Here is a 24,817-nt window from a genome sequence, read left to right as displayed (position 1 = left end):
CCGCCCCCCGCCGCCCCCAGCGTCCGCGACATCCCGATCACACGCACCATCCCGATCACATCCGGACTGGAGAAACGCCTGTGTCCACCTCGACTCTGCTTCCCCCGGCCAGTTCGCCGGGACGGCATCCGACTGCAGAGCCCCGTCGCAACGACGGGGAGCGCCCGCCGACCGGACTGCGCCGCAGGCTGCGCGGACCCGAGACCGACCCAGGATGGGTCCGGCCCGCGCTCCTGACGCTGCTCGCCGCCACCGCCGTCCTCTACCTGTGGAACCTCGGCGCGTCCGGCAACGCCAACGACTTCTACGCAGCGGCGGTCCAGGCCGGCACCACGAGCTGGAAGGCGTTCTTCTTCGGCTCCTTCGACTCGTCCAACTTCATCACCGTCGACAAACCACCGGCATCGCTGTGGGTGATGGAACTGTCGGGCCGGATTTTCGGTTTCTCCTCCTGGAGCATGCTCGCCCCGCAGGCGTTGGAAGGTGTGGCAGCCGTCGGGCTCCTGTACGCAACCGTGCGCCGGTGGTCCGGACCGACCGCGGGCCTGCTCGCCGGCACGGCGCTGGCCCTCACCCCGGCCGCGACACTGATGTTCCGCTTCAACAACCCGGACGCGCTGCTCGTCCTGCTCCTGGTCACCGGCGCTTACTGCACGGTGCGGGCGATCGAGTCGGCCAGCACGAAATGGCTTGCGCTGGCCGGGGTTGCCATCGGCTTCGGCTTTCTCACCAAAATGGGCCAGGCGCTGCTCGTCGTTCCCGCATTCGGCCTGGCCTACCTGATCGCGGCTCCGACCGGGCTGCGCCGCCGGATCCTCCAGCTTCTCGCCTCCGTCGGCGCCCTTCTCGCCGCGGCGGGCTGGTGGGTCACGATCGTGTCGCTGTGGCCGGCGTCCGCCCGCCCGTACATCGGCGGCTCGACGAACAACAGCGTGCTTGAGCTGGCATTCGGCTACAACGGCCTCGGTCGCCTGTTCGGCGGAGCCGGCAACGGCGGCGGTGGCGGCGGTGCCGGCGGTGCCGGCGGGGGCGGTTTCGGGGCCGGTGGCGGTTTCGGGGGAAGCACCGGTATCACCCGCCTGTTCCGCTCGGAAACAGGCCTGGAGATCTCCTGGCTGCTCCCCGCGGCGCTGCTCAGCCTGGTCGCCGGCCTGTGGCTCACCCACCGGGCACCGCGCACCGACCGCACCCGGGCCGCGATCATCCTCTGGGGCGGCTGGCTGCTCGTGACGGGGATCGTGTTCAGCTACATGCAGGGCACCATGCACCCGTACTACACGATCGCGCTCGCCCCGGCCGTTGCGGCGCTGGTGGCGATCACCGGACGGCTCCTCTGGCAGCAACAGGAGACCTGGTTCGCCCGGATCAGCGCGTCCATGATTATCGCGGGGACCGCAGGTTGGAGCTACCACCTGCTTGCTCTCACCCCGGGCTGGACTCCGTGGCTGCGCTACACGGTTCTCGTCTGCGGCGCGGTCGCGATCGGCGGCCTGCTGACCGGACGACGCATCCTGCGCAAGGGCGCGATCGTGGTCGCGACGGCGGCGTTGCTCACCGGCATCGCGGGTACGGCCGGCTATGCCGCCAGCACTGCGTCGCACCCACACACCGGCTCACTCCCGGCCGTCGGTCCGGGGAGCACCAGCGCCATGGGCGGTCCCGGTGGCGGACCTTCCGGTGGGCGGTTGTTCGCGGGAGGAACCCCGCCCGGCGGCGCCGGGGTGAACGGCTCCACAACCAGCGGTACACCCAGTGGCACAACCAGCGGTACAAACGGCGGAACATCCACCGGTCAGCCCGGTGGATTCGGCGGAGCGGGTGGATTCGGCGGAGCGGGTGGATTCGGCGGTCAGACCGCCAACGCAGAGCTGGTGTCGCTGGTGCAGAAGACCACCAACACCTGGGCAGCCGCCACGGTCGGCTCCCAGAGTGCGGCTCCCCTGGAGCTCGCCAGCGAAAAAGCAGTTATGTCCATCGGCGGATTCAACGGCAGCGACGGCACACCGACCCTCGCCGCCTTCCAGGCCTATGTCGCCGCCGGAAAGATCCATTACTTCATCGCCGGCTCCGGTGGCGCAGGGATGGGCGGCCCGAACAGCAACGGCACCGGAAGCGACATCACCACCTGGGTCGAGGCACATTTCACCTCGACCACCGTCGGCGGCCAGACGGTCTACGACCTGACGCACCAGACGAGCTGACCCACCCGAGCGGTAGGTGGAAAAGGCTGCCATGATGGCCGCTTCTACCTGCCGCTGGACGGCATTCGGCCGAGCGGTAGGTAGAAAAGCACGCTGGAGCGACAGAAGCCACCTACCGTCGGCATAGCGCAACGGCCAGCACAAGGCCGCGGGCGTCACCGCGAACCGGTGGCGCCCGCGGTTTTCCTTGCTGTCCGGGCGCGGGCCGGCGCGGGCCGCCACCGATGTCGGTTCGACCTGGTCATTCGACCTCGTCAGCCCCTGGCCAACACCTGGCCAACACCTGGCCAGGCTCAAGCCGCACTGCACCTGGCATCCCACAGCAGACGCACAGCAGGTACTCAGCCCGCGCCCAGCCCATGCTGATTAGCTGTTTGTGGACAAGAAATTCCGGGAAAGTCAGCCGGCCGAAGGGCGTGCGATCCTCGTTTTCGCGCACGCCCGGCGACCCCAAAGAAAGCCAGCCAGCCAGCCAAAGGAGATTGCCATGAACTCGTCGCTTTCAGCTCACGGCACCAGCCGGGACAACGGCCTGTCGCGCGCGCTGGTGCGTTACGTGGCTGCCGCCGGAATCGCGCTGGTGGCGGTTTTCTCCGCCACGGCCGCGACTGACCTGAGCACGGCGGGCACACCGCTCATTCTCAGTGCGATGTCGAGTACCGCCACGACATCCGGTACGACCACGAGGCTGGGTGAGTCATCGCTCCCGCAACTGGTGCACGTTGTCTGATCACTGCAGTCGAACGAGACAGCTCACCGAACTTCCCGGGCAGCGGCGAGCAGCTCATCGAAGAAGAAACCCACCTTCGCCTCGATCGGTCGGCCCGGCCCGATCCCCCGTCAGCGGGCGGTCCGCGGACCGTCAGATCTCGGTGACGGGTCGGCGAGGAGGGCCTCGAGGTCGGGTTCGGACAACAGCGGCGGACGTGCGACCTCACCCGAGCGGACATAGAGGAATGCCGCGTCCACCGCGTCCGGACGCACCCCCCGCAACCGCGCCCAGGCCAGCCGGTAGACCGCCAGCTGCACCGCGTCCGCATGCTGGCGGCCGGTCTTCCAGTCGACCACTTCCCACCGGCCGCCCCCGAGGTCGTACACCGCATCGATGCGCCCCCGGACCGCGCGGCCGGCGATCAGCAGCTCGAACGGCGCCTCTACCGCGAACGGACGCCGCCGACCATACGGGCTCGCCAGAAACGACTCCCGCAACGCCGCGATCTCGCCGTCGTCCACCGCCTCGTCCGCAGCCCCCGGCAGATCCTCGGGATCGAGCAACGAGGCCTGCTCGAAGACGCCCTCCACCCAGGCATGAAACGCCGTACCTCGACGCGCCTGCGGCGCCGGGCGCCGCGGCATCGGGCGGGCGAGGTCGCGGGCCAGCCCCGCCGGATCGGATCTCAACTGCACCACCTGGGAAGCGGTGAGCGCACGCGGCAACTCCACCTCGCGGGAGGGCCGCCGGGCACGGCGAGCTTCTTCCAGCAGCAGCTCGACATCACGGTCGAGTTCGGCGAGCGTCTGCCGTTCCGCCGGGGTCATCCCATCACGATCGTCCACGGGCAGCGGCTGATCCGCGCCCAGCGCGCTGAGGTATCCCGTGACCTGTTCGGCGGCGGCGCGGCGGCGGGCATAAGCCGCAGGCTCATACGGCAGCGGCCAGTCGAGGTCTTGCATGCCGGCGAGCTGTGGATTGGTCTCGTCCTCGGACGGTTTCGGCGCCCACACCGCGACCCTGCCGTGGCCGGCGCGCACGTGTTCGTACAACTCGTCGAGGAACACCGACGGCCCACGCAACCGACGCTGCGCCGGCCCCCACCAGTGCCCGCTGCCGAACAGCAGGGACTTGGCCCGGGTGAACGCGACATAGCCGAGACGGCGTTCCTCCCGTTCCAGATAGGCGTCACAGTCGGCGGCGAAGCCGGCGAGGTCGGGCTTACCGAGGCCGGGCAGCACGGGCAGATCGTCGGCGTCCCCGCGCAGGGCCGTGGGTAGCACCGACGGCGATGTGGTCCACTTCGACCGGACGGTAGTGATCGGAAAAACCGTGTGACTGAGGTTCGGCACGGCCACGACCTCCCACTCCAGCCCCTTGGACTTGTGGACGGTCATCAGCTGGACGGCATCCGCGCCGGACGGGCTGGTCGCGTCCAGACCACGCTCGTGTTCCTGCGCGGCACGCAGGAATGCCAGGAACGCACGGACCGAACCGTCGTTGTCCAGACCGGTGAAGCCCGCCGCGACGTCGATGAACGCGGCAAGGTTGTCACGGCGGCGGGCCGTGACCGCCTCGGGGCTCGCCGCCAGTTCCACGTCCAGACCGGTGACCTCGACGATCCGGTGGATGACGTCCAGCAGTGGCTCGTCGATGTGGGCCCGCAGATAGCGCAGTTCCGCACCGAGCATCCGCAGCCGGGCCCTGGCCTGGGGCGACACCTGTGGGCCCGGGTCGTCCAGCACGTCGGCGAGCGCGACCACGTCGCAGGGGTCGATCCCGAGCACCGCCTCATCGAGCGCATCGGTCGGCAGCGCTTCGCCCGCCGGCTGGTGGGGTACCAGAGGGTCGGATCCAGTCTGGTCGAGGGGGGCAGTGCGGGCCACCCCGACCCCGACGGCCTCACGCGCCGCGCGCCCGAGCGCCGCGAGGTCACGGCGGCCCAGCCGCACCCGCGGACCGGTGATCAGCCGCGTGAGGGCCGCGTTGGCCGTCGGATCGTCCAGCACCTCCAGCGTCGCGATGACGTCGGCTACCTCCGGCAGACTCAACAGACCGCCGAGGCCCACGACCTCCACCGGCAGTTCAGCCGCTAGCAGGGCCGCGTACAGCGCGGGGACGTCACGACGCGCCCGCACGAGTACCGCGCACTCCCCCGGCCGTGCGCGGCCGGCACTGACGACCTCCCGCAACGTCGCCGCGATCCAACGAACCTCCTGCGACCAGGTCGGATGCAGCGCGATAACCGTTTCGCCACGGTCTGCGACGTCGTCGCGCGGACGCAGCCGCGCGACGCGGTGTCGGGCCCGCAGGCCGGCCGCGACCGCATTGGCCAGGCTCAGCAACCGCCCACCGCTGCGTTGGTTGACCGACAGCTCGTACACCCGCGCCGGCCCGCCGCCACGGCGCGGGAAATGGTCCGGAAAGCCGTCGAGGTTCGCAACGGACGCACCACGCCAACCGTAGATGGCCTGGCATGGATCGCCGACGGCCGTCACCGGATGACCACCGCCGAACAGGCCTGCGAGCATCTGCCGCTGCGCTACGGATGTGTCCTGGTACTCGTCCAACAACACGACCCCGGCCCGGGAACGCTCCGACGCGCCGACCGCCGGCACGGTGGCGGCCAGTCGGACGGCGTGGCGGACCAGATCACCGAAGTCGATGACGTCGAGCTCGCGTTTGGCCGCGCGGAACTCCGCGACCATTGCGGCGAGCTCCCGGCGGGACCGGGCGACCAGGGCCATCCGGCCGAGAGCGTCGACATGACCTTTGTTACGCGGCCGTTCCCGTTCGGCGATGAGCACCGTTTCGATCTCGGCCAGCCAGGCGAGATCGAAACCAGCCAACGCCGCCGGTTCGACAAGGTGCTCGCTGCATTCCGCGTCAAGGGAGATGATGTCGCCGACGAGCATCGACAGCGGCCTGGTCAGCGCCGCAACCGGTCCGCGGTGGCGGCGCAGCACCCGCCCGGCGAGCTGGTAGCGGGTTGCGTCGGCAAGGAGGGTGAAACCCGGTTCCAGGCCGAGCCGCAGCGCGTGGTCGGTGACCAGCCGTTTCGCGAACGAATGGTAAGTGGACACGACCGGCTCGCCGGGCTCGCCGTCACAGGTTTCGCCCCCCGTTACGCCGGCGGCACCCGTGAGACCGGATTTCTCCAGGCCACGGCGGATCCGGTCGGTGAGTTCGCCCGCGGCCTTGGTCGTGAAGGTGAGCCCGAGCACGGCGTCGGGCGCCACCTGACCGGTCACGACCAACCACACGACCCGGGCGGCCATCACCGAGGTCTTGCCCGAACCAGCCCCGGCGACGATCACCCCGGGCTCCAGCGGAGCGGTCGCCGCCGTGATCTGCTCATCGGTGAACGGCACCCCGAGGAGATCACGCAGCTCCGCCGGCACCAGGTCGAGCCCCGTCGGTCGAGCCGCCGCAGCCACGGTCATGTGATCACCTGCTGTCCCTCATCCTGGGCTGGGCAGCACCGCCGAAACGTGCATGTCGGGCAGGACGCGCCCGGACGTGGCGGGAAGCGCTCCGCGTCGATGTGTTCGACCGCGTCCAACAGCAGGTCGTCTACCCAGGTGGGGCCGTCGACCGGCAGTGCCTCCTGACGTTGGACCTTCGGCGCCCGAGCCGCCGGGGTCGCAACCGGCGGATCCGGCGCCGGCTCTGGCACTGGACCTGACGCCGCGTCAAGACGCAGGTGCACCAGTTCCGCTCCGCCGGGCTCGGCTCGGGCTCCATCGACGTCGCACGCCACCGCTCCGTGACGAACGGCAAGCTGATAGGTGCCGAGCTGCGGATGACGCGCCACATCCGAACTGGACGGAGCCGTCCGACCCGTCTTGAAATCGACGACGTGTACCCGGCCGTCATCGTCCAGCTCGATGCGGTCGATGAAACCCCGTAGCTTCACCGTCCGTCCGCCCACCACGATGTCGCAGCTGAACGGGACCTCGCTGGCCACCAACCGCCGATGGCGCGTGGCCGCGTGCCACACCAGGAACCGGGCCAGCGCCTGGCGCGCCGCCGCCCGCTGCTGCTGGGAACGCCACGGCGCCTCATAGGCGAGATGGCGCCACACCCGTTCCAGCCGGGCGTCGAGCGCGTCGAGGTCGGGAGCGGTCCGCCCGGTCGCGACCTCGTCGGCGAGTGCATGCACGACCTTGCCGAAGCCCATGTCGGAGCTGGTCGCGGCCTGCGCATGCGCCTCGTGCTCAAGGAACCAGCGCATCGGACAGGTCGCCAACACCGACAGCGACGACCCCGACAATCGGATGGGGGTGTCCGCGGCGACCGCTGGAACGTCGCCCGCAGTCACCTCGGCCAGCCCCCACCACCGACCTGGACGGGCGGAGGGGACGAGCGGCCGACCCACGTCGTCAACCGCGGCCGCGAGCCGCGCCAGCCGCACCGATGCGGCCGCCCGCATCGCCGGCGTCGAGGCCGGGTCGACCGTGGTCCGGCGCAGCGCCGCAACCGCCGACGACAGTGTGAGCGGACGGGCCAGCCGGGAACGGTGCATGGTCACCGAGACACCGAGCGGTCCCGCGTCGCACAGTTCACGAAAGAACCGGCTGGGACCCGCACCCTGATCCTCGGTGGAGTCGACCGCGGTGACGACAAGCCGGCGCCGTGCCCGGGTCAACGCAACGTAGAACAGCCGACGTTCGTCCGCAAGAAGTTCGGTGCGGGTCGCGGCCTCACGCATCCCCCCGCACTCTGGGCGGTCCAGGCGTTCGGACTCCAGCAACGAGTGGCGGGTTCGCAGGTCCGGCCATTGCCCGTCCTGGACGCCGCAGACGACCACGACATCCCATTCCAGGCCTTTGCTGCGATGGGCGGTCAGCAACCGGACCACGTCCGCCCGGGCCGGACGCTCGGTCAGCGAATCACCGGTGATCTGCTGCTGTTCCAGTTCGTCCAGGAGTGGGCCGATGCCGGTGCCGGGTCCGTGCCGCACGCTCGAGCGGCCGATGGTCGCGAACAGCGCGACCAGGGCGTCCAGATCACGGTCTGCCGCCCGGCCGGCGGCCCCGCCCGCGGCGGACGCCCGTTCCAGCCGGGCGGGCCAGCCGGTGCCCGACCACAGCACCCACACGACGTCCTCGGGCGTGCCGCCGCCGTCGCGCACCGCGCGCGCCGATCGCAGCAGCTCACCCAGGCGCCGGGCCGGGCCCGCGATGTGGTCGGGGACCATCAGCAGGGTGCGGTCGGGGTCGGCGACGGCCTGCCGGATGAGTTCCGCCGACGACGCCGGCACGGCCGCCGTGGGCGACGATGCCGGCACGGCCGCCGTGGCCGGGTCGCCCACGTGGGTGGCGACTACGGCACGATCGATCACGGCACGATCGATCACGCGCAATGCACGGCCCAGCGCCCGCAAGGCGGTCGGGTCGGCACCACCCAGCGGACCGGTCACCAACGTCCGGGCCGCCTCGGCGGTCAGCTCCCGGCCGGGGTTGTCGACGCAGCGCAGCGCCAGCAGCAGCGGCGCGACCGCACCATCGCGGGCCAGCGGCAGTTCATCGCCTGCCACCTCGACCGGCACGCCCGCGGCGGTGAGCATCCGCCGCAGCGGGGGCACCGACCGGGCCGCGCTGCGCACCAGCACCGCCATCCGGTCCCACGGGGTGCCGTTCTCCAGATGCTCCCGGCGCAGCAGGTCGGCAATGCCTTCGGCCTGAGAGCCCTCGGATGTGTACGTCCGGGCCTCAACGCGTTCCGCACGGCGTGCCTCGGAGGTTCCCGACCCGGTTTCGCCGCCGGCCGCGATCAGATCCCGATGTGCGCGCAGGTATTGGGCGGGCAGACCGGTCGCGGGGATACGGCTGGCGATCTGCCGGCTGACGGCGAGCGCCACCGGCCCCAGCCGTCGGCAGCGCCGCAGGGCCACCACCTCGGCCGGGAGCCCGTCCGCGCGGGGAAACCGGGTCGGGAACGCCAACAACCCGCGCACCTCCGCCCCGCGGAACCCGTAGATCGACTGGTCCGGATCGCCGACGACGACGAGGTCGCCACCACCCCCGGTGACGGCCCGCAGCAGCCGCTCCTGCGCGGGGTCGGTGTCCTGGTACTCGTCGACGAAGACAGCCTGATAACGGCGACGCAGGTCAGCACCGACGTCGTCGCCTTCGGCGACCGCGGCGGCCCGCTGGACCAGCTCGGAATAGTCGATCATCCCTTCGAGATCAAGCGCGTCGAGGTAGTCGGCGTAGAAGGTCGCCATCGCGGCCCAGTCATCCCGGCCGGTCCGCCGAGCCAGTGCGGCAAGCGCGTCCGGGCTCAGCCCCACCTCACGGGCCCGGGCGAGCATGGCTTGTACCTCCTCGGCAAAGCCCCGGGATGTGAGACAGCCCGCGAGCGGGGCCGGCCATCGCGGCCGGCCGACCTCCACCGTCCCGGCAAGAAGATCACGAAGCTTGGTGTCCTGCTCGGGCCCGGACAGCAGTCTCGGCGACACACCACCTGGGTCGGCCGGTCGGCCCAGCCGTAAAACGGCATAGCACCAGGCGTGAAAGGTCCAGGCCAACGGGGCGCCGACGGCGGCGCGCAGCCGTCGGGTGATGCGTTCGCGCAGCTCGTGGGCGGCCCGCCGGCTGAAGGTGAGCACCAGGATGGACTGCGGGTCGAGCCCGTCCTCCACCCGCCGGGCCACCGCCTCGACGATCGTGGTCGTCTTACCCGTACCCGGCCCGGCCAGGACGAGCAGCGGACCGCCGGTGTGATCGACGACACGGGCCTGGTCGGCGTCGAGGACCGGCGGGCGCGGGCGCGCCGGCGGGGTCCGCACGAGCCGATATGCCGGCGGACCAACCGCGGTCGGGACCGCCCGCGCCGCCAGCCGGGGAACCCCGGCCGTGCCCTGGTGGGCGCTCACCCGATCCCGGTGGACTGTCACGCGCACAGCACACCATGCGCCACCGACAGAACCGGACGGTCCCACCCTCGGACGCTCGAAGCCTGTCAGGGGGTTGTCCGGCCGTCCCAGCGGGCCGCGCCCAGATCCACCCGCTCCCCGCCGGGACGCAGCACCGTGCCCTCGGACGCCAACCGTCGCAACGCCTCGTCCGGGGCGCTCGGGTTCGGTGCGCCGGTGGAGCGGATCACCCGGTGCCAGGGGATGTCGTCATCATGACCATGGCGGGAGAGCACCGCGCCGACCGTTCGGCCCGTCCCCGCGCCCACATACTCGGCGACATCGCCGTAGGTCATCACCTTGCCGCGGGGAATGCGCGTGACCGCCGCAAGGACGGTCATCGCGTACGGGCTCGGCCGGCCGCCGATGACGATCCGGGTGGCGAGCCCCGCTGACACACTGAGCGGCGGCTGGTGCCGCAGCTCGTCCCCGACCATCGCGACACCTCACCAACCGCCGGGGCCGGCCGGGCGCGGACCGCCCGGCCGGAAGGCCGCAAGCAGCTTCTCAGTACACCGGTAGGGACTTGTCGACCTGGGTCGCCCAGGCGGTCACACCACCCTGGACGTGCACCGCCGAGGAGAACCCCGCGGCCTTCAGCGTCGCCAGCGCATCGGCCGAGCGGACACCGCTCTTGCAGTAGACGACGACCCGGCGGTCCTGCGGCAGCTCGGAAAGGTGCGCCGGCAGCTCACCCTTGGGGATGAGGCGCGCCCCCGGAATGCGGACGATCTCCCACTCGGCCGGCTCCCGGACGTCGACGAGCTCGATCGGCTCGCCGCGGTCGAGCCAGTCCTTCAGCTCTACTGCAAGGATCGTCGAACCGGCCGCCGCCTGCTGGGCCTCATCCGAGACGACGCCGCAGAAGGCCTCATAGTCGATCAGTTCGGTGATGGTCGGGTTCTTGCCGCACAGCTCACACTCCGGATCCCTACGCACCTTGATCGAACGGTAGCTCATCTCAAGTGCGTCGTAGACCATGAGACGACCGACCAACGGCTCGCCGATCCCCGTCAGCAGCTTGATCGCCTCGGTCGTCTGGATCGACCCGATCGACGCGCACAGGACGCCGAGGACACCACCCTCGGCGCAGGACGGCACCATGCCCGGCGGGGGTGCCTGGGGGTACAGGCAGCGATAGCACGGGCCGTGCTCGGCCCAGAAGACGCTCGCCTGCCCGTCGAACCGGTAGATCGAGCCCCAGACATATGGCTTGCCGAGCAGCACGCAGGCGTCGTTCACCAGATAGCGGGTGGCGAAGTTGTCCGTGCCGTCCACGATCAGGTCGTACCGGCTGAAGATCTCCATGACGTTGGATGTGTCCAACCTGGTCTCATGCAGGACCACGTCGACGTACGGGTTGATCTCCAGGACGGTGTCCCGGGCCGACTGCGCCTTGGACCGTCCCACATCCGACCGGCCGTGGATGATCTGCCGCTGCAGGTTGGACTCGTCCACGGTGTCGAAATCGACGATGCCGAGCGTTCCCACCCCGGCTGCGGCCAGATACATCAGGGTCGGCGAACCCAGCCCGCCGGCACCGACGGCCAGCACCTTCGCGTTCTTCAGCCGCTTCTGGCCGTCCATCGCGACATCCGGAATGATCAGATGCCGGGAGTACCGGCGGACCTCGTCAATGGTCAGGTCGGCCGCGGGCTCGACCAGGGGCGGCAGGGACACGATCTCTCCTCGCGGTCACAGCGGCGACATCCATACATCCGCCGTACATCCGGTATGGATCCGTGTAGATCCGACACCATCGTCGCCTCCCATCGTCGCAGGCGACGGACGCACTCGTCCGGGATCCGCTGTATGGGATCCGCTGTACGGGATCGACGCGGTGCCCTCGTGACGGGAACGCCATCCATCCCAGCGCGCGGGCGGGCCGGGATGTTCCCCGCCCCCACCCGGATATGATCGCAACGATGTCAGGCGGTCCGGTGACGGACCGTCGAACCTGTGGACGTCGCCGCTGTCCCGGCTTTCTTCGCCCGCGTGCTCCGGCTGCCCGCGACTTTCCGCCCGGCTCCCGCGTCCCCGGCGCCATCGGGCGCGGCGCCATCGGGCGCGGCGCCATCGAGCGCGGCGCCGTTCGCCGCCGGGCCCGGATCGGGGCCGGCGCCCGCCGGGGCACCCTCCCTGTCCCTGCGCGCCGCCTCCACGCTGGCGGCGAGAACAGCCATCAGGTCACCCGCGGTGTTGGCGGGCCGTCCCTCGCCGGGTGGCGTCACCATCTCGTTCCCGGACACCTTCGCCTCGATGACGGCTTGGAGCGCCTGGCGGTACCCGTCGGTGTACGGGGTCGGGTCGAAGTCGGCGGACAGCGTGTCGATCAACGCCTGCGCCATGGTCAGTTCCTGCGGGCGGAGGTCGACCTGATCAACCAGGAACGGGAACTCCGGGGCACGGACCTCGTCCGGCCAGATCATCGTCGACAGGACGAACACCCCGGCCCGGACCCTCAGGATCGCCAGCTGTTCGCGCTGGCGAAGGGCGACCTTGACCAGCGCGACCCGCCCCGACCCCTCGAGCGCGTCCCGGAGAAGTACGTACGGCCTGGTCCCGGTCCGGTCGGGTTCAACGTAGTAGTTCTTGGCGAAATAGATCGGGTCGACCTGCGCCAGCGGGACGAACTCCAGCACGTCAATCGTGTGGGACGTCGCCAACGGCAGGTTCGCGAAGTCGTCGTCGGTGAGCACGACGGTCTCCCCGGACGGCAGCTCGTACCCCTTGGCGATCTCGGAGTACGGCACCTCGGCGCCGTCCACCGCCGCCACCCGCTTGTAGTGGATGCGGGACCCGTCATCTCGTCTCACCTGATGGAACGACACGTCCCGCTCTTCGGTGGCCGAGTAGAGCCTGACCGGAATCGAGACGAGGCCGAAGGAGACCGCGCCTTTCCAGATCGACCGCATGCCCGCCCCTTACCGTGAGTTGGAGCATGTTCAAGGGTCTTCCCGCTCGGCATGATCGTTAGATCACCGATTCACTCCGGCGATCCACGATACATACCCAACAAACACACTCGTGTCCCAATTCTCCCTCACCGCGGCAGGGTATGGAAGGTGTATGGGCACAAAAGACGAACCCGAGGCAGGCATGTGGACACCGGGTCCGGGCCGATCAGATGCCGATCAGACGCCGATCAGCAGGAGGATGCCCACACAAGCGGACCGACCCACCGAAACAGGAGTAATCAGTAACAAAAATACTCCGAAGCGAGCACATTCCGTTGCGGAAGGGCCCTGCCTGCACTGCGCCCCCACCGCCGTACCCGGCGATTTCGCCCCCGGTCACCGCCGACCAGGTCCCGTCCTGCCGACAGCTGGCTGACCTGGTATTCATGGTGGGCGACATAGCGGGCCGAGTCGAAGAACACGGCGATCTTTTTGCCCCTTTGCCAGGCACGGCCGGCGCGAAGGTGGAAAGTTTCAGGGCGTCCGCGCGGCCGCCGCACACCAACAGACGATCACAGGCCGCAGGCACTGACAGGAGGAAGCCATGAGCTCACCGACGGACCTTCCGCTCGATGTGCGTGACATTCTCGACCGCCCCGACGTACCCGACGCGGACGCCGCGGAGCAGGCCCGCGAGGTCTCGACCCGCGAAGGGCTGGCGCCGGCGTCCACCTGGACGTTCCCCCTCGAGGTCGCGGAGTACGACGCGGCGCAACAGCGCATCGTCGTGGACGACGAGGACGAGGACGAGTACCGGTGAACCACCGGCTGACGGCTGCGCAGTCGTGATCTCTTCCGGGCTGCCGGCGGCCTGCACCTGAGGATCGTCGACCAAGCCCGGGTCGACCCGCCGATCAGCCTCATGCCATGTGAGAAAGTACTGGTGAGCGTGCCAATTGGCACCGAGGGAGGTGTACCGGTGAGCGCCGAGCCGTCCGCGCCGCAACCGCGGACGGGCAAGACCGCGCGACTACCCCGGACAGCACGCCGATTCCAGCTGTTGGGTGCGGCACGCGAGGTATTTGTTGCTCAGGGTTATCACGCGACTGCGATGGACGAGATCGCCGAACGTGCGGGTGTCAGCAAACCCGTGCTCTACCAGCACTTTCCCGGGAAGCTCGAACTGTACCTGGCACTGCTGGACGAACAGGCCCATTCGCTTGTGTCAAGCGTCCGCCGAGCACTTGCCTCCACCACCGACAACCACACCCGGATCGCTCGGTCGATCGCAGCCTACTTCGACTTCGTCGACGATCCGAGCGGGGCCTACCAGCTCGTCCTCGAGTCCGATCTACGCAGTGAGCCCGCGGTCCGCAAGCGGGTGGAGAACAGCTTCACCGCATGCGCCAACGCCATCGCCGCCGTCATCGCCGCGGACACCGGCGTCGGCCCCGCCGAGGCCGAGCTGTTGTCCATCGGGCTGGTGGGCCTCGCCGAGACAGGTGCCCGTTGGTGGCTGGTCACCGGCGGTGCGGTGGAGAAGGAGCGCGCTGTGGCGACCATGGTCGAGCTCGCCTGGCGAGGGCTCGCCGGCTACCCGCGACGCAACGCCGACGGTACCGACCAGGTGCCGCCACGGTGTGCCGGTGAGCAGGAAGGCTGACGCCGCCGCGAGCCCTGACGCCGCCGGCGAGCCCTGACGCCTCCAGCGAACACAGTCCGACCGCGTCCCACCCCGGCCGGCACAGGCCCTATGGTGGCGACAGATCGCGCCAAAGCGCGATTGCCCTGATCGGTCGATCGAACGCGGAGGTCATCACTGGTGGAGGTCAAGATCGGCATCCAGAACGTCGGACGTGAGCTGGTCCTCGAGAGCAGCCAGTCACCGGAGGATGTGGCCCAGGCGGTCGCCGACGCGATCGCGTCGGAGCAGGGCCTGCTCACGCTCGTGGACGAGAAGGGCCGTCGGGTCATGGTCCCGGTCGCGAAGCTGGCCTACGTCGAGATCGCCGAGGCCGAGACGCGCCGGGTCGGCTTCGGCGCGCTCTGAGGTCGGTCGCGCCGATACCGACCGCCACCGGAAATCGCCAGCTGCTGCCATCCGGCGGCTGAGCGGTTGAGCGGGTGCGAACAGGCATCCGCGGCGGGGTGATGCGGTGATACCGGGGGATGCCGGGGGATGCGTGCGATCCCTCGGCATCACGCGGACAGGCCGAGCGCATCCATCCGCGCCGCGTGTGCCTGGGCGATGCGGTTGAACATGTCCGCCAACGCCTGAAGATCACCCATCCCGGCCAGTAGACCGGTCAGCGCCTCCCGGTCCTCCGCCACCCGTTGGGCCTGGGTCAATGCCTCCCCAAGCAGCCGTCGGGCCCACAGCGCGAGCCGACCCGCGACGATCGGATGGGCCTCGATCGCGGCGCGGACACGTTCCACCGCGAACGCCGCGTGCCCGGTGTCGGCAAGGACGTCGAGGACCAGTTCGCGGGCGTCAGGTTCGAGCACCGACGCTGTCTCGCGGTAGAAATCGGCGACGATGTTGTCACCGACGTACACCTTGACCAGGCTCTCCAGCCAGTCCGCCGGTGCGGTGAGGTTATGGAAGAGGGTCAACGGCAGCACGAACGGCTCCATGGCCTTTTCGGAATCCACGCCCATCCGTAGCAGATGCTCCTGCACCGCCTCGAAGTGTGCGAACTCGGCCGCCGCCATGCGCGCAAGAGCGATCTTGTCCACCAATGTGGGCGCCATTCGCGCATCCGTGGCAAGGCGCTCGAACGCGCTCAGCTCACCGAAAGCCAACAACCCCAGCAGATCGATGACGGCGATCCGGGCCGCGGCAGCCTCATCGGCAACCGTCTCGGCAACCTGCCCGGATACACCCGTACTGTCCGTCATCTCTGATCACCTCAGCGTCGTCCGGCTCGAACTGCCCCGAAATATGTCGACAGAACGAACACCGCCGGAACACCTTCTGCCTCAGGCACTCGCGGCAGCCCGTCCCCCGGGTCACGGCCACCCTGCCGAAGGTCATTGTGTCGGAACATGTCTCAGAGACCTGTCCTCAGGTTATCCTTGTCATCAGCCGGGGGTTGACAAGGCCACTCCCGGCCCGAGCGGGCGTCGCCCCACCCCGGGTCAGCGGACCCCGCCGGTACATATCGCGAGCGGGTGCAGCGTCGGATCCCGCTCATAGCAGACCAGGAGCATCCCGCTGTCCGGTTCGACTGAAACCACAACACACCCGCACGACGAGCCCATCGACCTCCCTGACGCCGACGAAACGGTAGCCGCAACCGCGATACCGACGTCCGGTTTCGCAGACCTCGGTGTCCGCGAAGAGATCGTCGAGGCTCTCCGTGACCAGGGCATCCTCTCCCCCTTCCCCATCCAGGAACTGACACTTCCCCTCGCGCTGGCCGGCTCCGATCTCATCGGCCAGGCCCGCACCGGTACCGGCAAGACGCTCGCCTTCGGCATCCCGCTCGTGCAGGCCGTGACCAACCGGTCCGAGGGCGCTGCCGGGCTTCCCCAAGCCCTGGTGGTCGTTCCCACCCGCGAGCTGTGCGTTCAGGTTGCCGCCGACATCGGCCGGGCCGGCTCACGCCGAGGCCTGCGGGTGCTTTCGGTCTACGGCGGTCGCGCCTATGAGCCACAGCTGGCGGACCTGCGCACCGGTGTGGACATCGTCGTGGGTACCCCTGGCAGGCTGCTCGACCTGGCCCGCCAGAACGCGCTGGTCCTCACCGCCGTACGCATGCTCGTTCTCGACGAGGCCGACGAAATGCTCGACCTCGGCTTCCTGCCGGACGTCGAGCGCATACTCGCCCAGATCCCCGACATCCACCAGACGCTGCTCTTCTCGGCGACGATGCCGGGTCCGGTCGTGTCGCTGGCCCGTCGGTTCATGCGGCGGCCCGTCCACGTCACGGCGGAGCGCCCGGACGAGGGTCGCACCGTGCCGGACATCCGTCAGCACGTTTTCCGCGCCCACGCGCTTGACAAGATCGAAGTTCTGGCTCGGGTTCTGCAGGCCGAGGGGCGTGGCCTGGCCATCGTGTTCGTACGGACGCGACGCACCGCCGACAAGGTCGTCGACGACCTTGCCCGACGCGGCTTCGCCGCCGCGGCCGTGCACGGCGACATCGGCCAGGGCCAACGCGAGCAGGCGCTACGGGCGTTCCGAGCCGGCAAGATCGATGTTCTGGTTGCCACCGATGTGGCGGCCCGCGGCATCGACATCGGCGGGGTGACCCACGTGATCAACTATCAGTGCCCCGAGGACGAGAACGTCTACCTTCACCGCATCGGCCGCACCGGCCGGGCCGGCGGCAGCGGCGTGGCCGTGACCTTCGTCGACTGGGACGACATGTCCCGGTGGACCCTGGTCAACCGGGCGCTGGCGCTGTCCTTCGACACGCCGGTCGAGACCTATTCGACATCCCCGCACCTGTTTGAAGATCTCGAAATCCCCGCGAATGCCCGCGGCGTGCTGCCACACGCATCCCGTACCCGCGCCGGGCTGGCAGCTGAGGAGGTCGAGGACCTCGGGGAAACCGGTCGAGGCGCGCGACGCCGGCAGCGCCGGACCGGCGAGGGCTTCGACGCCACGGCAGCCGAGCAGCGAGCCGATCGGCCCGCCGGTCCCCGCGCCGCCCGCCCACGGCGGCGCACCCGTGGAGCCGGCGCCGCGGTCGCCGCGGTCGCCGCGGTCGCCACGACCGGCGTTACGAACGACCTTACGAACGTGGACTTGGCGGGGCCGAAGCTCACGAGCCCGGCTCCCGGCCTGTTCCTCGAACCCGCGACGGTTGCGTCCACGGTGGTTCACCGGGACAACCTGGATCTCGATCACCACGGGCTCGACGGGCTCGACCTTGACGGGCTCGACCTTGACGATGAGGACGGCATCGCGGCGAACGGCCAGCCGGGTCCGCGCCGGCGCCGGCGGCGCAGGGGCGGTCGCGGCCGATCCGCCGGTACCCAGACCGCTGAGGTCGCTCTGCCCGGTGGGCTGGACGACCCGATCGAGCGGCAGGCGGAGTCAGCCTGACAATAAGAGCGACCGGCAATAGGGACGCGGCGTCGCGGGGCTGGGGCACGCACCTCGCCTCGTTGTCGTCAGTCGACACCCACAACCAGGGTGCCTCCCTCCTCCGCCTCGCGATGCACGCACCCCAGCCCCGCTCCTTCATCCACGCCCCTACTGCCGGGCGCTCTAAATACGTGAACGCTCACAGTAGGCCAAAATGATCAGTAACATTCTCGGCCTACTGATGATCGTCGTACTCATCGCCGGCAACGCACTGTTCGTGTCCGCCGAGTTCGCTCTGGTGGCGATCGACCGCAGCCAGCTCGAACAGGCCGCGGCGGACGGCTCCCGGAGAGCCACGCGGGTGCTTCGCGCCGTCCACTCGCTGTCGTTCCAGCTCTCGGGAGCGCAGCTGGGCATCACGCTGACATCGCTGGTGCTCGGATACGTCGCCGAACCGGCGCTGGCATCCCTGCTGATGCCGGCGATCAGGACGGTCGGGCTGCCGGACGGGGTCGCCCATGCAACTGCCGTGACCATTGCCCTACTCATCGCGACAATTTCACAGATGGTCTTCGGTGAGCTGTTCCCGAAAAACGTCGCAATCGCGACACCACTGACCGTCGCCGAACGGGTGGTCGGGCCGCAGATGCTCTTCTCACGCATCTGTCGGCCGGCAATCGTGCTCCTGAACGGATCGGCCAACCGCCTGTTGCGCGCGCTCGGCATCGAGCCGCAGGACGAGCTGCGGTCGGCTCGTTCCCCGTCCGAACTCGGCTGGCTGGTGCGCTCATCAGCCGAACAGGGCACGCTGCCCGGCAATACGGCGACGCTGCTGCGTCGGTCGCTACGGTTGCGTGAGCGCACCGCGCAGGATGTCATGACACCCCGGGTTCAGGTGGTCGCGCTCCACGCCGACGACAACGTGGCGGATCTGCTGCGGGTGGCCGAGCGGTCGGGTCACTCCCGCTTCCCCGTGCTGCGGCGCTCGACCAGACGCGAAACTGCGCCGAACACCGCGGCTGACAGCACCGACGTCGACGACGTGGTCGCAGTTGTCCATGTCAAGGACGCCTTCGGCGTCTCCCAGCCCGCTCGCGCGGTCACACCGGTCAGCCAGATCATGGTCCCGCCGGTGATGGTGCCGAACTCACTGGGCTGCGACGATCTCCTCACCACCCTGCGCGGCCACAGCCTCCAACTCGCCATCGTCATCGACGAGTACGGCGACATCGCCGGCATCGTCACCCTGGAGGACCTCGTCGAAGAGCTCGTCGGCGACGTTGCAGACGAGTACGACCCACCGCAGACACCGGATGCGACCGCCCGCGCGGACGGGAGCTGGGTGCTGTCCGGCCTGCTCCGCGTGGACGAGGTCGCCGACAGTACCGGCGTCGCGCTACCCGACGGCCCGTACGAGACGCTCGCCGGCCTCGTCCTGCACCGGCTCGGACGGATACCCCGCGTCGGTGACACGGTCACGGTCGCCGGCCACCGGCTCACCGTCGACGAGATGGACCACCGCCGCATCGACCGCATCCGCGTGACCGTAGCGGCGGGCCGGCCGGGTCCAGGTCCGGGTCCAGGTCCAGGTCCGGACCGACGGGTCGACCCATCCACCGGTGGGAACGAACGGACCCGGTGAGGGGACGCCGATGACGCTGCTCAACCTCATCGGCGCTGTCATCCTGCTGGCCGGCAACGCCTTCTTCGTCGGTGCCGAGTTCGCCGTCATCTCGGTCCGCCGCGACCGGATCGCACCCATGGCGGCCGCGGGTGACCACCGCGCCCGCACGGTCGGCACGGCGATCGAAAACCTGTCGCTCATGCTTGCCGCGTCCCAGCTCGGTATCACGATCTGTTCGCTGGGACTCGGCGCGGTGGCCGAGCCCTCCGTCGCTCACCTGCTCGAGGGAAGCCTGCGCGCACTCGGCGTCCCCGCGAGCATGTACAGACCGATCGGGCTGGCGGTCGCGCTGGCGATCGTCGCCTGCCTGCACATCGTGCTCGGCGAGATGGTGCCGAAGAACATCGCTCTCGCCGGGCCGGAGCAGGCCGCGCTGCGGCTCGCGCCGCCGCTGGTGCGGTTCGCGCGCCTGGCCCGCCCCCTGATCGTCTTTCTCAACGCAGTTGCCAACTGGTGCGTCCGGCTCGTCGGGGTCACGCCGGTGGACGAGCTCAGCACCGCCTACACCCCGGACCAGCTCGCGGTCATGATCGCCGAATCCCGACAGCAGGGACTACTGGAGGACTACGAGCACAACCTGCTCACCGGCGCGCTGGAACTGCCCGAACGAACCGCCCGCTCGGTCATGATTCCCCTCGATGAGACCGTGGCCGTGCCGTGGTCGGTCAGTGCGGCCGAGCTGGAGATGTTGGTCGCCCGAACCGGATTCTCCCGCTTTCCGGTCCGGGCTCCGAACGCATCTGCCCCAGCGGCCACCGAAACACCCACCGACCTGGCTGCACCCGGTACCACGGCCACGGCCACGGCCACGGCAGGTACGATGATCGTCGGCTTCGTCCACGCCAAGGACGTCCTTGGAATCCAGAGCGACGCCCGGGACGAACCGCTGCCGCCGCGCCGGCTCCGACCCATGGTCGAGGTCCGCCCGGACCTGCCACTGGACGAGGTGCTACGGCTGATGCAGCGGACCGGCTGCCATCTCGGCCGCGTACCCGGACCGGGTGGCACGACCATCGGGGTCGTCGCGCTCGAGGACGTGGTGGAAGAATTCGTGGGCGAGATCGAGGACGCCAGCCACCGGATGCGCTGACCTGGCGGGTCAGGCCGTCACGTAGTCAGGTGGTCTTGGGCGCGGCCGCCGCCACCACCTCGAAGGACCACAGTTGCGCCCCGGTCGCGGCAGGCTGCGCCCCGGTCGCGGCCGGTCCGCCGGATCCGCCATGACCAGCCTGGAAGGCGTTGGACGCCTGCCACGTGCCGAAGTCCTCCTCGCTGCGCCAACGCGTGTACACGAGGTAGGCGTCAGTGCCCTCCACCGGACGCAGCAGCTCGAACCACTCGAACCCGTCGGCCGCCTCCACCATGCCCGCCCGACCGGCGAAGCGCTGCTCCAAAGTGGCCCGCATCTCGGCCGGAACGGTCAACACATTGATCTTCACGATGCTCATGAGGCCACGTTAGTTCGTCCGGCGCGCTGTCGTGCGGGCCTACCCCTGCCCATGAGACCGATCTGCCACATCATCACCATAAGACGATAGATCGATACGTTGAGTACCGCCTGCATCGGGTTGCCATCCTCATGCGACACTATCTGGCGTCATTCGATTCCATAACGTCCCGAGCGAGGATGCGCGAGTGGCTGACCAACGGCATCGGATGCACGCGGGCGCGGCTCCGGGCGCAGAGCCGACGCAGCCGGACGGGGATGTCGGCCTGTTCGGACCGTCCAGCGTGACCTGGCGGGTACACGGCGACCCGAGCATGGTCATCGCCGGAATCCGGGCGCTGCTCCTGCAGGCGGTGCACCCGCTGGCCATGGCCGGTGTCGCCCATCACTCCACCTATCGCAACGACCCGTGGGGACGCCTGCGGCGGACCGTCGACTATGTCGGCACGATCACCTATGGGAGCACGGACGCCGCCCACCACGCGGCCGCGCGGGTACGCCGGGTGCACGCGGGCATCCACGGTGTGGAGGCGGGCAGCGGCCGGCCCTACCGGGCCGCCGATCCCGAGCTGCTGCTGTGGGTGCACGTGAGCGAGGTCGAGTCCTTCCTCAGCACGACCCGCCGATGTGGCCTGGCCCTCACCGAGCGCCAGGCCGACACCTACTTCGCCGAGCAGGTCCGCGCGGCCGAACTCGTCGGCATCCCCGCGCGTGACGTCCCGTCCAGCCGGGCGGAGGTCGAGCGTTACCTCACCCGAATGCGGCCGGGGCTGCGGGTGACCGCGGCGTCCCGGGAAGCGGTCGGGATCATCCTGCGGCCGCCGATGCCCCGGTGGGTGGCGCTGGCCACCCCGGCGCGACCCGCGTGGTCAGCACTGGCCGCCATCGCGGTCGGGATGCTCCCCGGTTGGACCCGCCGGCTCTACGGGTTACCCGACGTCGCCGCGGTGGAGCTGATCGCGTCCCGGTGCGGCAAAGCGGCACGCGCGGCACTCCTCGGACTGCCGCGCTCGCTCTTCCAGACACCCGCCACCCTGCGACGCCCCGCACTGCGATGCCCCGCACTGCCGGCACCGACCGAAGAACCCACCGGAGCATGTATCGATCTGACACATACTGGTTAGTCTGCTGTTCATGGCGCAACTTCCCCGGGTGGCGGTGCTCGGGCGCGGACCCACCGCCGGCGTGACCGTCTTCGCGCTCGTCGACTCCGGCCTGGACGCACGCCTGTTCGTACCCGCCGCGGCCCCTGCCAGACCCGTGGTCACGGGTGCCGAGCGCCCGGCGACGGTGACAGTGGCCCCGACGCCCGCCGAGGATTATCTGCGCGAGCGCGGACTCGCCGACCGGATCACACGGCTCGACGGCGACAGCGGCATTCGCCCGGATGACACCCGTCCCGTTGACACCGGCCGCCGGCCCTTCGATCTCCGCGACAGCGACCAACAGGTGACCCGATGGGATGTCGTGGTGGTCACCGAAGACCCCGTCGAAGACCAGGCCGAAGACCAGGTCGACCGCGCGGCCGGCCCCAGCATCGGACCGCCGCTGTTCGGCGGTGTCTTCAGCCTGGACACCGACGGCGTGTACCGATGCGGGCGCCTGCCCGGGTCGGTGGACGGGTCGGTGGACGGGTCGGACAGCGCCGACACCGTTCGGCTCGCTGACGCCCAGGGCCGCTGGATCAGCGAGTACCTGCGTGGCCGCTACCTGCTACCGCCACGTTCAGTGATGCTGGCGGCGGCCGGGCTGCCAGCGGCCGGCCCCGCCAGCTGGCTGCGATCACACGCTGACCGCCTTCGCGCTTCATGGCATGGCAGGCATCGCAGGCCTGGCCGGCCCGCCGTGCAGGGTTACCTGCGCTGGCTGGGCGCCGAGCTGCGCCGCGGCCGGGCGCGGGCGGCCGAAGGCGGCTACCCCATCCCCGCGCCCTCCCTGATCACCGCCGAATGATCCACAACGCAGTTCAGGCGAGACGGTTCAGGCGAGGACCGCCAAGCGGTCGGCCGCCGCCCGCAGGGTGTCGAGTCGCTTCGGGAACGCAAACCGGAGGATGTGCCGACCGTCCGCGGGATCGGCGAAGAACGACGAACCGGGAACCGCCGCGACCCCGGTCGTGGCAAGCACGCGGCGGGCGAATGCGACATCCTCGCCGGCGGGGTCCAGCGATCGGGTTCCGCACATGACGTAGTACGCGCCGTCGGGCGGCCGGACCTCGAATCCGGCCGCGGCCAGCGCGCCGCACAACAGGTCACGCCGTTGCCGGTACTCGGCCGCGATGGCGTCGTAGTAGCTCGCCGGCAACCCCATCGCGGCGACTCCGCCCGCCTGCAGAGGAGCGGCCGCGCCCACGGTCAGGAAGTCGTGGACCTTGCGGATGGCGGCGGTATAGGCCGGCGGCGCGACAGTCCAGCCGACCCGCCATCCGGTCACCGCGTAGGTCTTGGACAGGGCGTTGATGGTGATCGTACGGTCCGTGAGACCGGGCACTGTCGCGGGCGGGACATGCCCACCCGGACCGAGATAGTGGATGTGCTCGTAGATCTCATCGGTGATGACAAGCGCGTCGTGCCGCTGGCACAACTCGGCGAGCAACTCCAGTTCCGCGCGTGTGAAGACCTTGCCGGTCGGGTTGTGCGGCGTGTTGATCACGACAGCACGCACCCGGTCGGAGAAGGCGGCGCGCAGCTCGGCCTCGTCGATGCTCCAGTCGGGTCCGTGCAGTCGGACGAGCCTGGGCCGAGCGCCGGACAGGATCGCATCCGGGCCGTAGTTCTCGTAGAAGGGCTCGAACAGCAGCACCTCGTCGCCGGGATCCACCAGCGCCAGCATCGCCGCGATCATCGCCTCAGTGGAGCCACAGGTCACGCAGATCTCGGTCTCCGGGTCCACCGTCCAGCCCGGATAGGTGCGGGTGACCTTGTCGGCAATCGCGTGCCGCAACGCCGTCGCCCCCCAGGTGATCGCGTACTGGTTGTCGTCGGCGTCGATGGCGGCCTTCGCCGCCTCCTTCAACTCGGCGGGGCAGGAGAAGTCCGGAAAGCCCTGCGCCAGGTTGATCCCGTCATGGGCCAGGCAAAGCCGCGTCATCTCCCGGATGACCGACTCGGTGAAGGTCCCGGCCTTCACCGACACCCGGGGCGAGATGCCGCCCTGGGCTCGAGCCGGCTCGTCCGCACCCGACGGCCGTACCTGGGGCAGCCCGACCGCGGAGCCGATACCCGAATGCGCTGTCACCGGTTCATCATGGCGTACCTCAGGTCGCCGTCAGCTCAGGTCGCCGTCAGTTCAGGTCGCCGTCAGTTCAGGTCGCCGTCAGTTCAGGTCGCCGTCGGCGATGGCGTCCCACGGCTGGCGGTCGGGAGCGGCGGCGAGACCCTCGGGACAATGCCGCCGATAGTCGCACCAGGAACACAGCTGACCCGGCGACGGCGGAAACGCCGCGTCCGGCGCGGCGCCGGCGCGAAACGCCTCGCCCGCGCGCTCGGCGTCGTCCGCCAGGGCTTCGGCGCGGCGCAGTTGGCGGCCCAGCGACGCCTCGTCGTGCTCGGCCGCCAGCACGTCGCCGGTGGGAACATGATGCAGCTCAACCCGCCAGCACGGCCGACGCAGCGTCTTCGACGCCGCGAGCGCGTACAGGGCGAGCGGCTGGGAGGCTCGCGCATCGTCATCGGTGAGCGGACGGCGGCCGGTCTTGTAGTCGACGACAACAAGCTCACCGTCACGATCGTCGAGCCGGTCGACCCGCCCGGACAGCGCCAACCGTTCGGTGCGTGCGGCTACCTGGCGTTCCACCGCCACCGGTTCGGCGGCCGGATCAAGCCCAGCCACATAGCGCTCCACCATCTGCGCTGCCCGCTCCCGCCAGCGAACCGACTGATCGGCGTCCCGCCAGCCGTCCAGCAGCCACCCGAGGCGGACG

The 24,817-nt window shown here is 69.8% G+C and carries 20 protein-coding genes; 10 read left to right on the top strand and 10 right to left on the bottom strand.

The window, feature by feature from the left end:
• Positions 1 to 80: 80 nt before the first annotated feature.
• Together U9979_RS05360 and U9979_RS05355 are read left to right on the top strand one after the other, a co-directional pair.
• Positions 81 to 2,201 (top strand): ArnT family glycosyltransferase, encoded by a 2,121-nt coding sequence (locus tag U9979_RS05360; RefSeq protein ID WP_322778495.1) that lies wholly within the window; start codon positions 81 to 83, stop codon positions 2,199 to 2,201.
• Between the two features lie 487 nt (positions 2,202 to 2,688).
• Positions 2,689 to 2,931 (top strand): hypothetical protein, encoded by a 243-nt coding sequence (locus U9979_RS05355; protein ID WP_322778494.1) that lies wholly within the window; start codon positions 2,689 to 2,691, stop codon positions 2,929 to 2,931.
• Between the two features lie 110 nt (positions 2,932 to 3,041).
• On the opposite strand, the gene U9979_RS05350 is transcribed toward U9979_RS05355, so the two are convergent.
• From U9979_RS05350 to U9979_RS05330, 5 genes are all read right to left on the bottom strand, one after another.
• The gene (locus tag U9979_RS05350) at positions 3,042 to 6,356 is read right to left on the bottom strand and encodes an ATP-dependent DNA helicase (protein WP_322778493.1); all 3,315 of its coding nucleotides are present in this window, start codon (positions 6,354 to 6,356) and stop codon (positions 3,042 to 3,044) included.
• Positions 6,353 to 9,820: an ATP-dependent helicase gene (locus U9979_RS05345; protein ID WP_416219483.1), complete on the bottom strand. Its 3,468-nt coding sequence runs from the start codon at positions 9,818 to 9,820 to the stop codon at positions 6,353 to 6,355. Before U9979_RS05345 ends, U9979_RS05350 begins: the two co-directional genes overlap by 4 nt.
• Positions 9,821 to 9,879: 59 nt before the next feature.
• On the bottom strand, positions 9,880 to 10,269 hold the full coding sequence (locus tag U9979_RS05340; protein WP_322748250.1) for an MGMT family protein: 390 nt from the start codon (positions 10,267 to 10,269) through the stop codon (positions 9,880 to 9,882).
• A gap of 70 nt (positions 10,270 to 10,339) precedes the next feature.
• Positions 10,340 to 11,512, bottom strand: a complete 1,173-nt coding sequence (gene moeZ / locus U9979_RS05335; protein WP_322754394.1) for an adenylyltransferase/sulfurtransferase MoeZ — start codon at positions 11,510 to 11,512, stop codon at positions 10,340 to 10,342.
• A 248-nt stretch (positions 11,513 to 11,760) separates the two neighbouring features.
• On the bottom strand, positions 11,761 to 12,747 hold the full coding sequence (locus tag U9979_RS05330; protein WP_322778492.1) for a Ku protein: 987 nt from the start codon (positions 12,745 to 12,747) through the stop codon (positions 11,761 to 11,763).
• Positions 12,748 to 13,333: 586 nt separating this feature from the next.
• On the opposite strand from U9979_RS05330, the gene U9979_RS05325 reads away from it, so the two are divergent.
• The 3 genes from U9979_RS05325 (at position 13,334) to U9979_RS05315 (ending at position 14,779) form a co-directional block, all read left to right on the top strand.
• The gene (locus U9979_RS05325; protein WP_322750676.1) at positions 13,334 to 13,549 is read left to right on the top strand and encodes a hypothetical protein; all 216 of its coding nucleotides are present in this window, start codon (positions 13,334 to 13,336) and stop codon (positions 13,547 to 13,549) included.
• A 159-nt stretch (positions 13,550 to 13,708) separates the two neighbouring features.
• Entirely contained in the window at positions 13,709 to 14,392 is a 684-nt protein-coding gene (locus U9979_RS05320; RefSeq protein ID WP_322750685.1) for a TetR/AcrR family transcriptional regulator, read from the top strand.
• Between the two features lie 159 nt (positions 14,393 to 14,551).
• Complete coding sequence (locus U9979_RS05315; RefSeq protein ID WP_322750677.1) at positions 14,552 to 14,779, top strand: DUF3107 domain-containing protein; 228 nt, start codon at positions 14,552 to 14,554, stop codon at positions 14,777 to 14,779.
• A gap of 149 nt (positions 14,780 to 14,928) precedes the next feature.
• Here U9979_RS05315 and U9979_RS05310 read toward each other — a convergent pair whose 3' ends face one another.
• The gene (locus U9979_RS05310) at positions 14,929 to 15,627 is read right to left on the bottom strand and encodes a ferritin-like fold-containing protein (protein WP_322754396.1); all 699 of its coding nucleotides are present in this window, start codon (positions 15,625 to 15,627) and stop codon (positions 14,929 to 14,931) included.
• Positions 15,628 to 15,919: 292 nt separating this feature from the next.
• Positions 15,920 to 16,264, bottom strand: a complete 345-nt coding sequence (locus tag U9979_RS05305) for a hypothetical protein (protein ID WP_322778491.1) — start codon at positions 16,262 to 16,264, stop codon at positions 15,920 to 15,922.
• On the opposite strand from U9979_RS05305, the gene U9979_RS05300 reads away from it, so the two are divergent.
• The 3 genes from U9979_RS05300 to U9979_RS05290 all read left to right on the top strand — a co-directional run bounded on the left by U9979_RS05300 (position 16,145) and on the right by U9979_RS05290 (position 20,538).
• Positions 16,145 to 17,782, top strand: coding sequence for a DEAD/DEAH box helicase (locus U9979_RS05300; protein ID WP_322778511.1), 1,638 nt, complete (start codon positions 16,145 to 16,147; stop codon positions 17,780 to 17,782). The two genes, U9979_RS05305 and U9979_RS05300, sit on opposite strands and share 120 nt — an antisense overlap.
• Positions 17,783 to 17,978: 196 nt before the next feature.
• Complete coding sequence (locus U9979_RS05295) at positions 17,979 to 19,406, top strand: hemolysin family protein (RefSeq protein ID WP_322778490.1); 1,428 nt, start codon at positions 17,979 to 17,981, stop codon at positions 19,404 to 19,406.
• A 10-nt stretch (positions 19,407 to 19,416) separates the two neighbouring features.
• Positions 19,417 to 20,538, top strand: a complete 1,122-nt coding sequence (locus tag U9979_RS05290; RefSeq protein ID WP_322750680.1) for a hemolysin family protein — start codon at positions 19,417 to 19,419, stop codon at positions 20,536 to 20,538.
• A gap of 25 nt (positions 20,539 to 20,563) precedes the next feature.
• Here U9979_RS05290 and U9979_RS05285 read toward each other — a convergent pair whose 3' ends face one another.
• Positions 20,564 to 20,896, bottom strand: a complete 333-nt coding sequence (locus U9979_RS05285; protein ID WP_322778489.1) for an antibiotic biosynthesis monooxygenase — start codon at positions 20,894 to 20,896, stop codon at positions 20,564 to 20,566.
• Positions 20,897 to 21,083: 187 nt separating this feature from the next.
• On the opposite strand from U9979_RS05285, the gene U9979_RS05280 reads away from it, so the two are divergent.
• Together U9979_RS05280 and U9979_RS05275 are read left to right on the top strand one after the other, a co-directional pair.
• Complete coding sequence (locus tag U9979_RS05280; RefSeq protein WP_322750682.1) at positions 21,084 to 22,019, top strand: oxygenase MpaB family protein; 936 nt, start codon at positions 21,084 to 21,086, stop codon at positions 22,017 to 22,019.
• 10 nt (positions 22,020 to 22,029) lie between these two features.
• Positions 22,030 to 22,848 (top strand): hypothetical protein, encoded by an 819-nt coding sequence (locus U9979_RS05275; protein WP_322778488.1) that lies wholly within the window; start codon positions 22,030 to 22,032, stop codon positions 22,846 to 22,848.
• Positions 22,849 to 22,875: 27 nt separating this feature from the next.
• On the opposite strand, the gene U9979_RS05270 is transcribed toward U9979_RS05275, so the two are convergent.
• Both U9979_RS05270 and U9979_RS05265 read right to left on the bottom strand, forming a co-directional pair.
• Complete coding sequence (locus U9979_RS05270; protein ID WP_322778510.1) at positions 22,876 to 24,042, bottom strand: pyridoxal phosphate-dependent aminotransferase; 1,167 nt, start codon at positions 24,040 to 24,042, stop codon at positions 22,876 to 22,878.
• Positions 24,043 to 24,210: 168 nt separating this feature from the next.
• Positions 24,211 to 24,817 (bottom strand): PD-(D/E)XK nuclease family protein (locus U9979_RS05265; protein WP_322778487.1); only part of this gene is annotated, 607 nt, incomplete at its 5' end.

This window comes from Protofrankia sp. Cas4, from assembly GCF_963555915.1.
Taxonomy (GTDB): domain Bacteria; phylum Actinomycetota; class Actinomycetes; order Frankiales; family Frankiaceae; genus Protofrankia.
This window is presented reverse-complemented; position numbering and strand designations above follow the sequence as displayed.

Bases quoted from the DNA above. Each gene is read 5' to 3' on its own strand.
- U9979_RS05310 (WP_322754396.1), bottom strand. From the start codon at position 15,627: ATGACGGACAGTACGGGTGTATCCGGGCAGGTTGCCGAGACGGTTGCC.
- U9979_RS05285 (WP_322778489.1), bottom strand. From the start codon at position 20,896: ATGAGCATCGTGAAGATCAATGTGTTGACCGTTCCGGCCGAGATGCGG.
- U9979_RS05290 (WP_322750680.1), top strand. From the start codon at position 19,417: ATGACGCTGCTCAACCTCATCGGCGCTGTCATCCTGCTGGCCGGCAAC.
- U9979_RS05330 (WP_322778492.1), bottom strand. From the start codon at position 12,747: ATGCGGTCGATCTGGAAAGGCGCGGTCTCCTTCGGCCTCGTCTCGATT.
- U9979_RS05275 (WP_322778488.1), top strand. From the start codon at position 22,030: ATGGCGCAACTTCCCCGGGTGGCGGTGCTCGGGCGCGGACCCACCGCC.
- U9979_RS05350 (WP_322778493.1), bottom strand. From the start codon at position 6,356: ATGACCGTGGCTGCGGCGGCTCGACCGACGGGGCTCGACCTGGTGCCG.
- U9979_RS05325 (WP_322750676.1), top strand. From the start codon at position 13,334: ATGAGCTCACCGACGGACCTTCCGCTCGATGTGCGTGACATTCTCGAC.
- U9979_RS05295 (WP_322778490.1), top strand. From the start codon at position 17,979: ATGATCAGTAACATTCTCGGCCTACTGATGATCGTCGTACTCATCGCC.
- U9979_RS05355 (WP_322778494.1), top strand. From the start codon at position 2,689: ATGAACTCGTCGCTTTCAGCTCACGGCACCAGCCGGGACAACGGCCTG.
- U9979_RS05340 (WP_322748250.1), bottom strand. From the start codon at position 10,269: ATGGTCGGGGACGAGCTGCGGCACCAGCCGCCGCTCAGTGTGTCAGCG.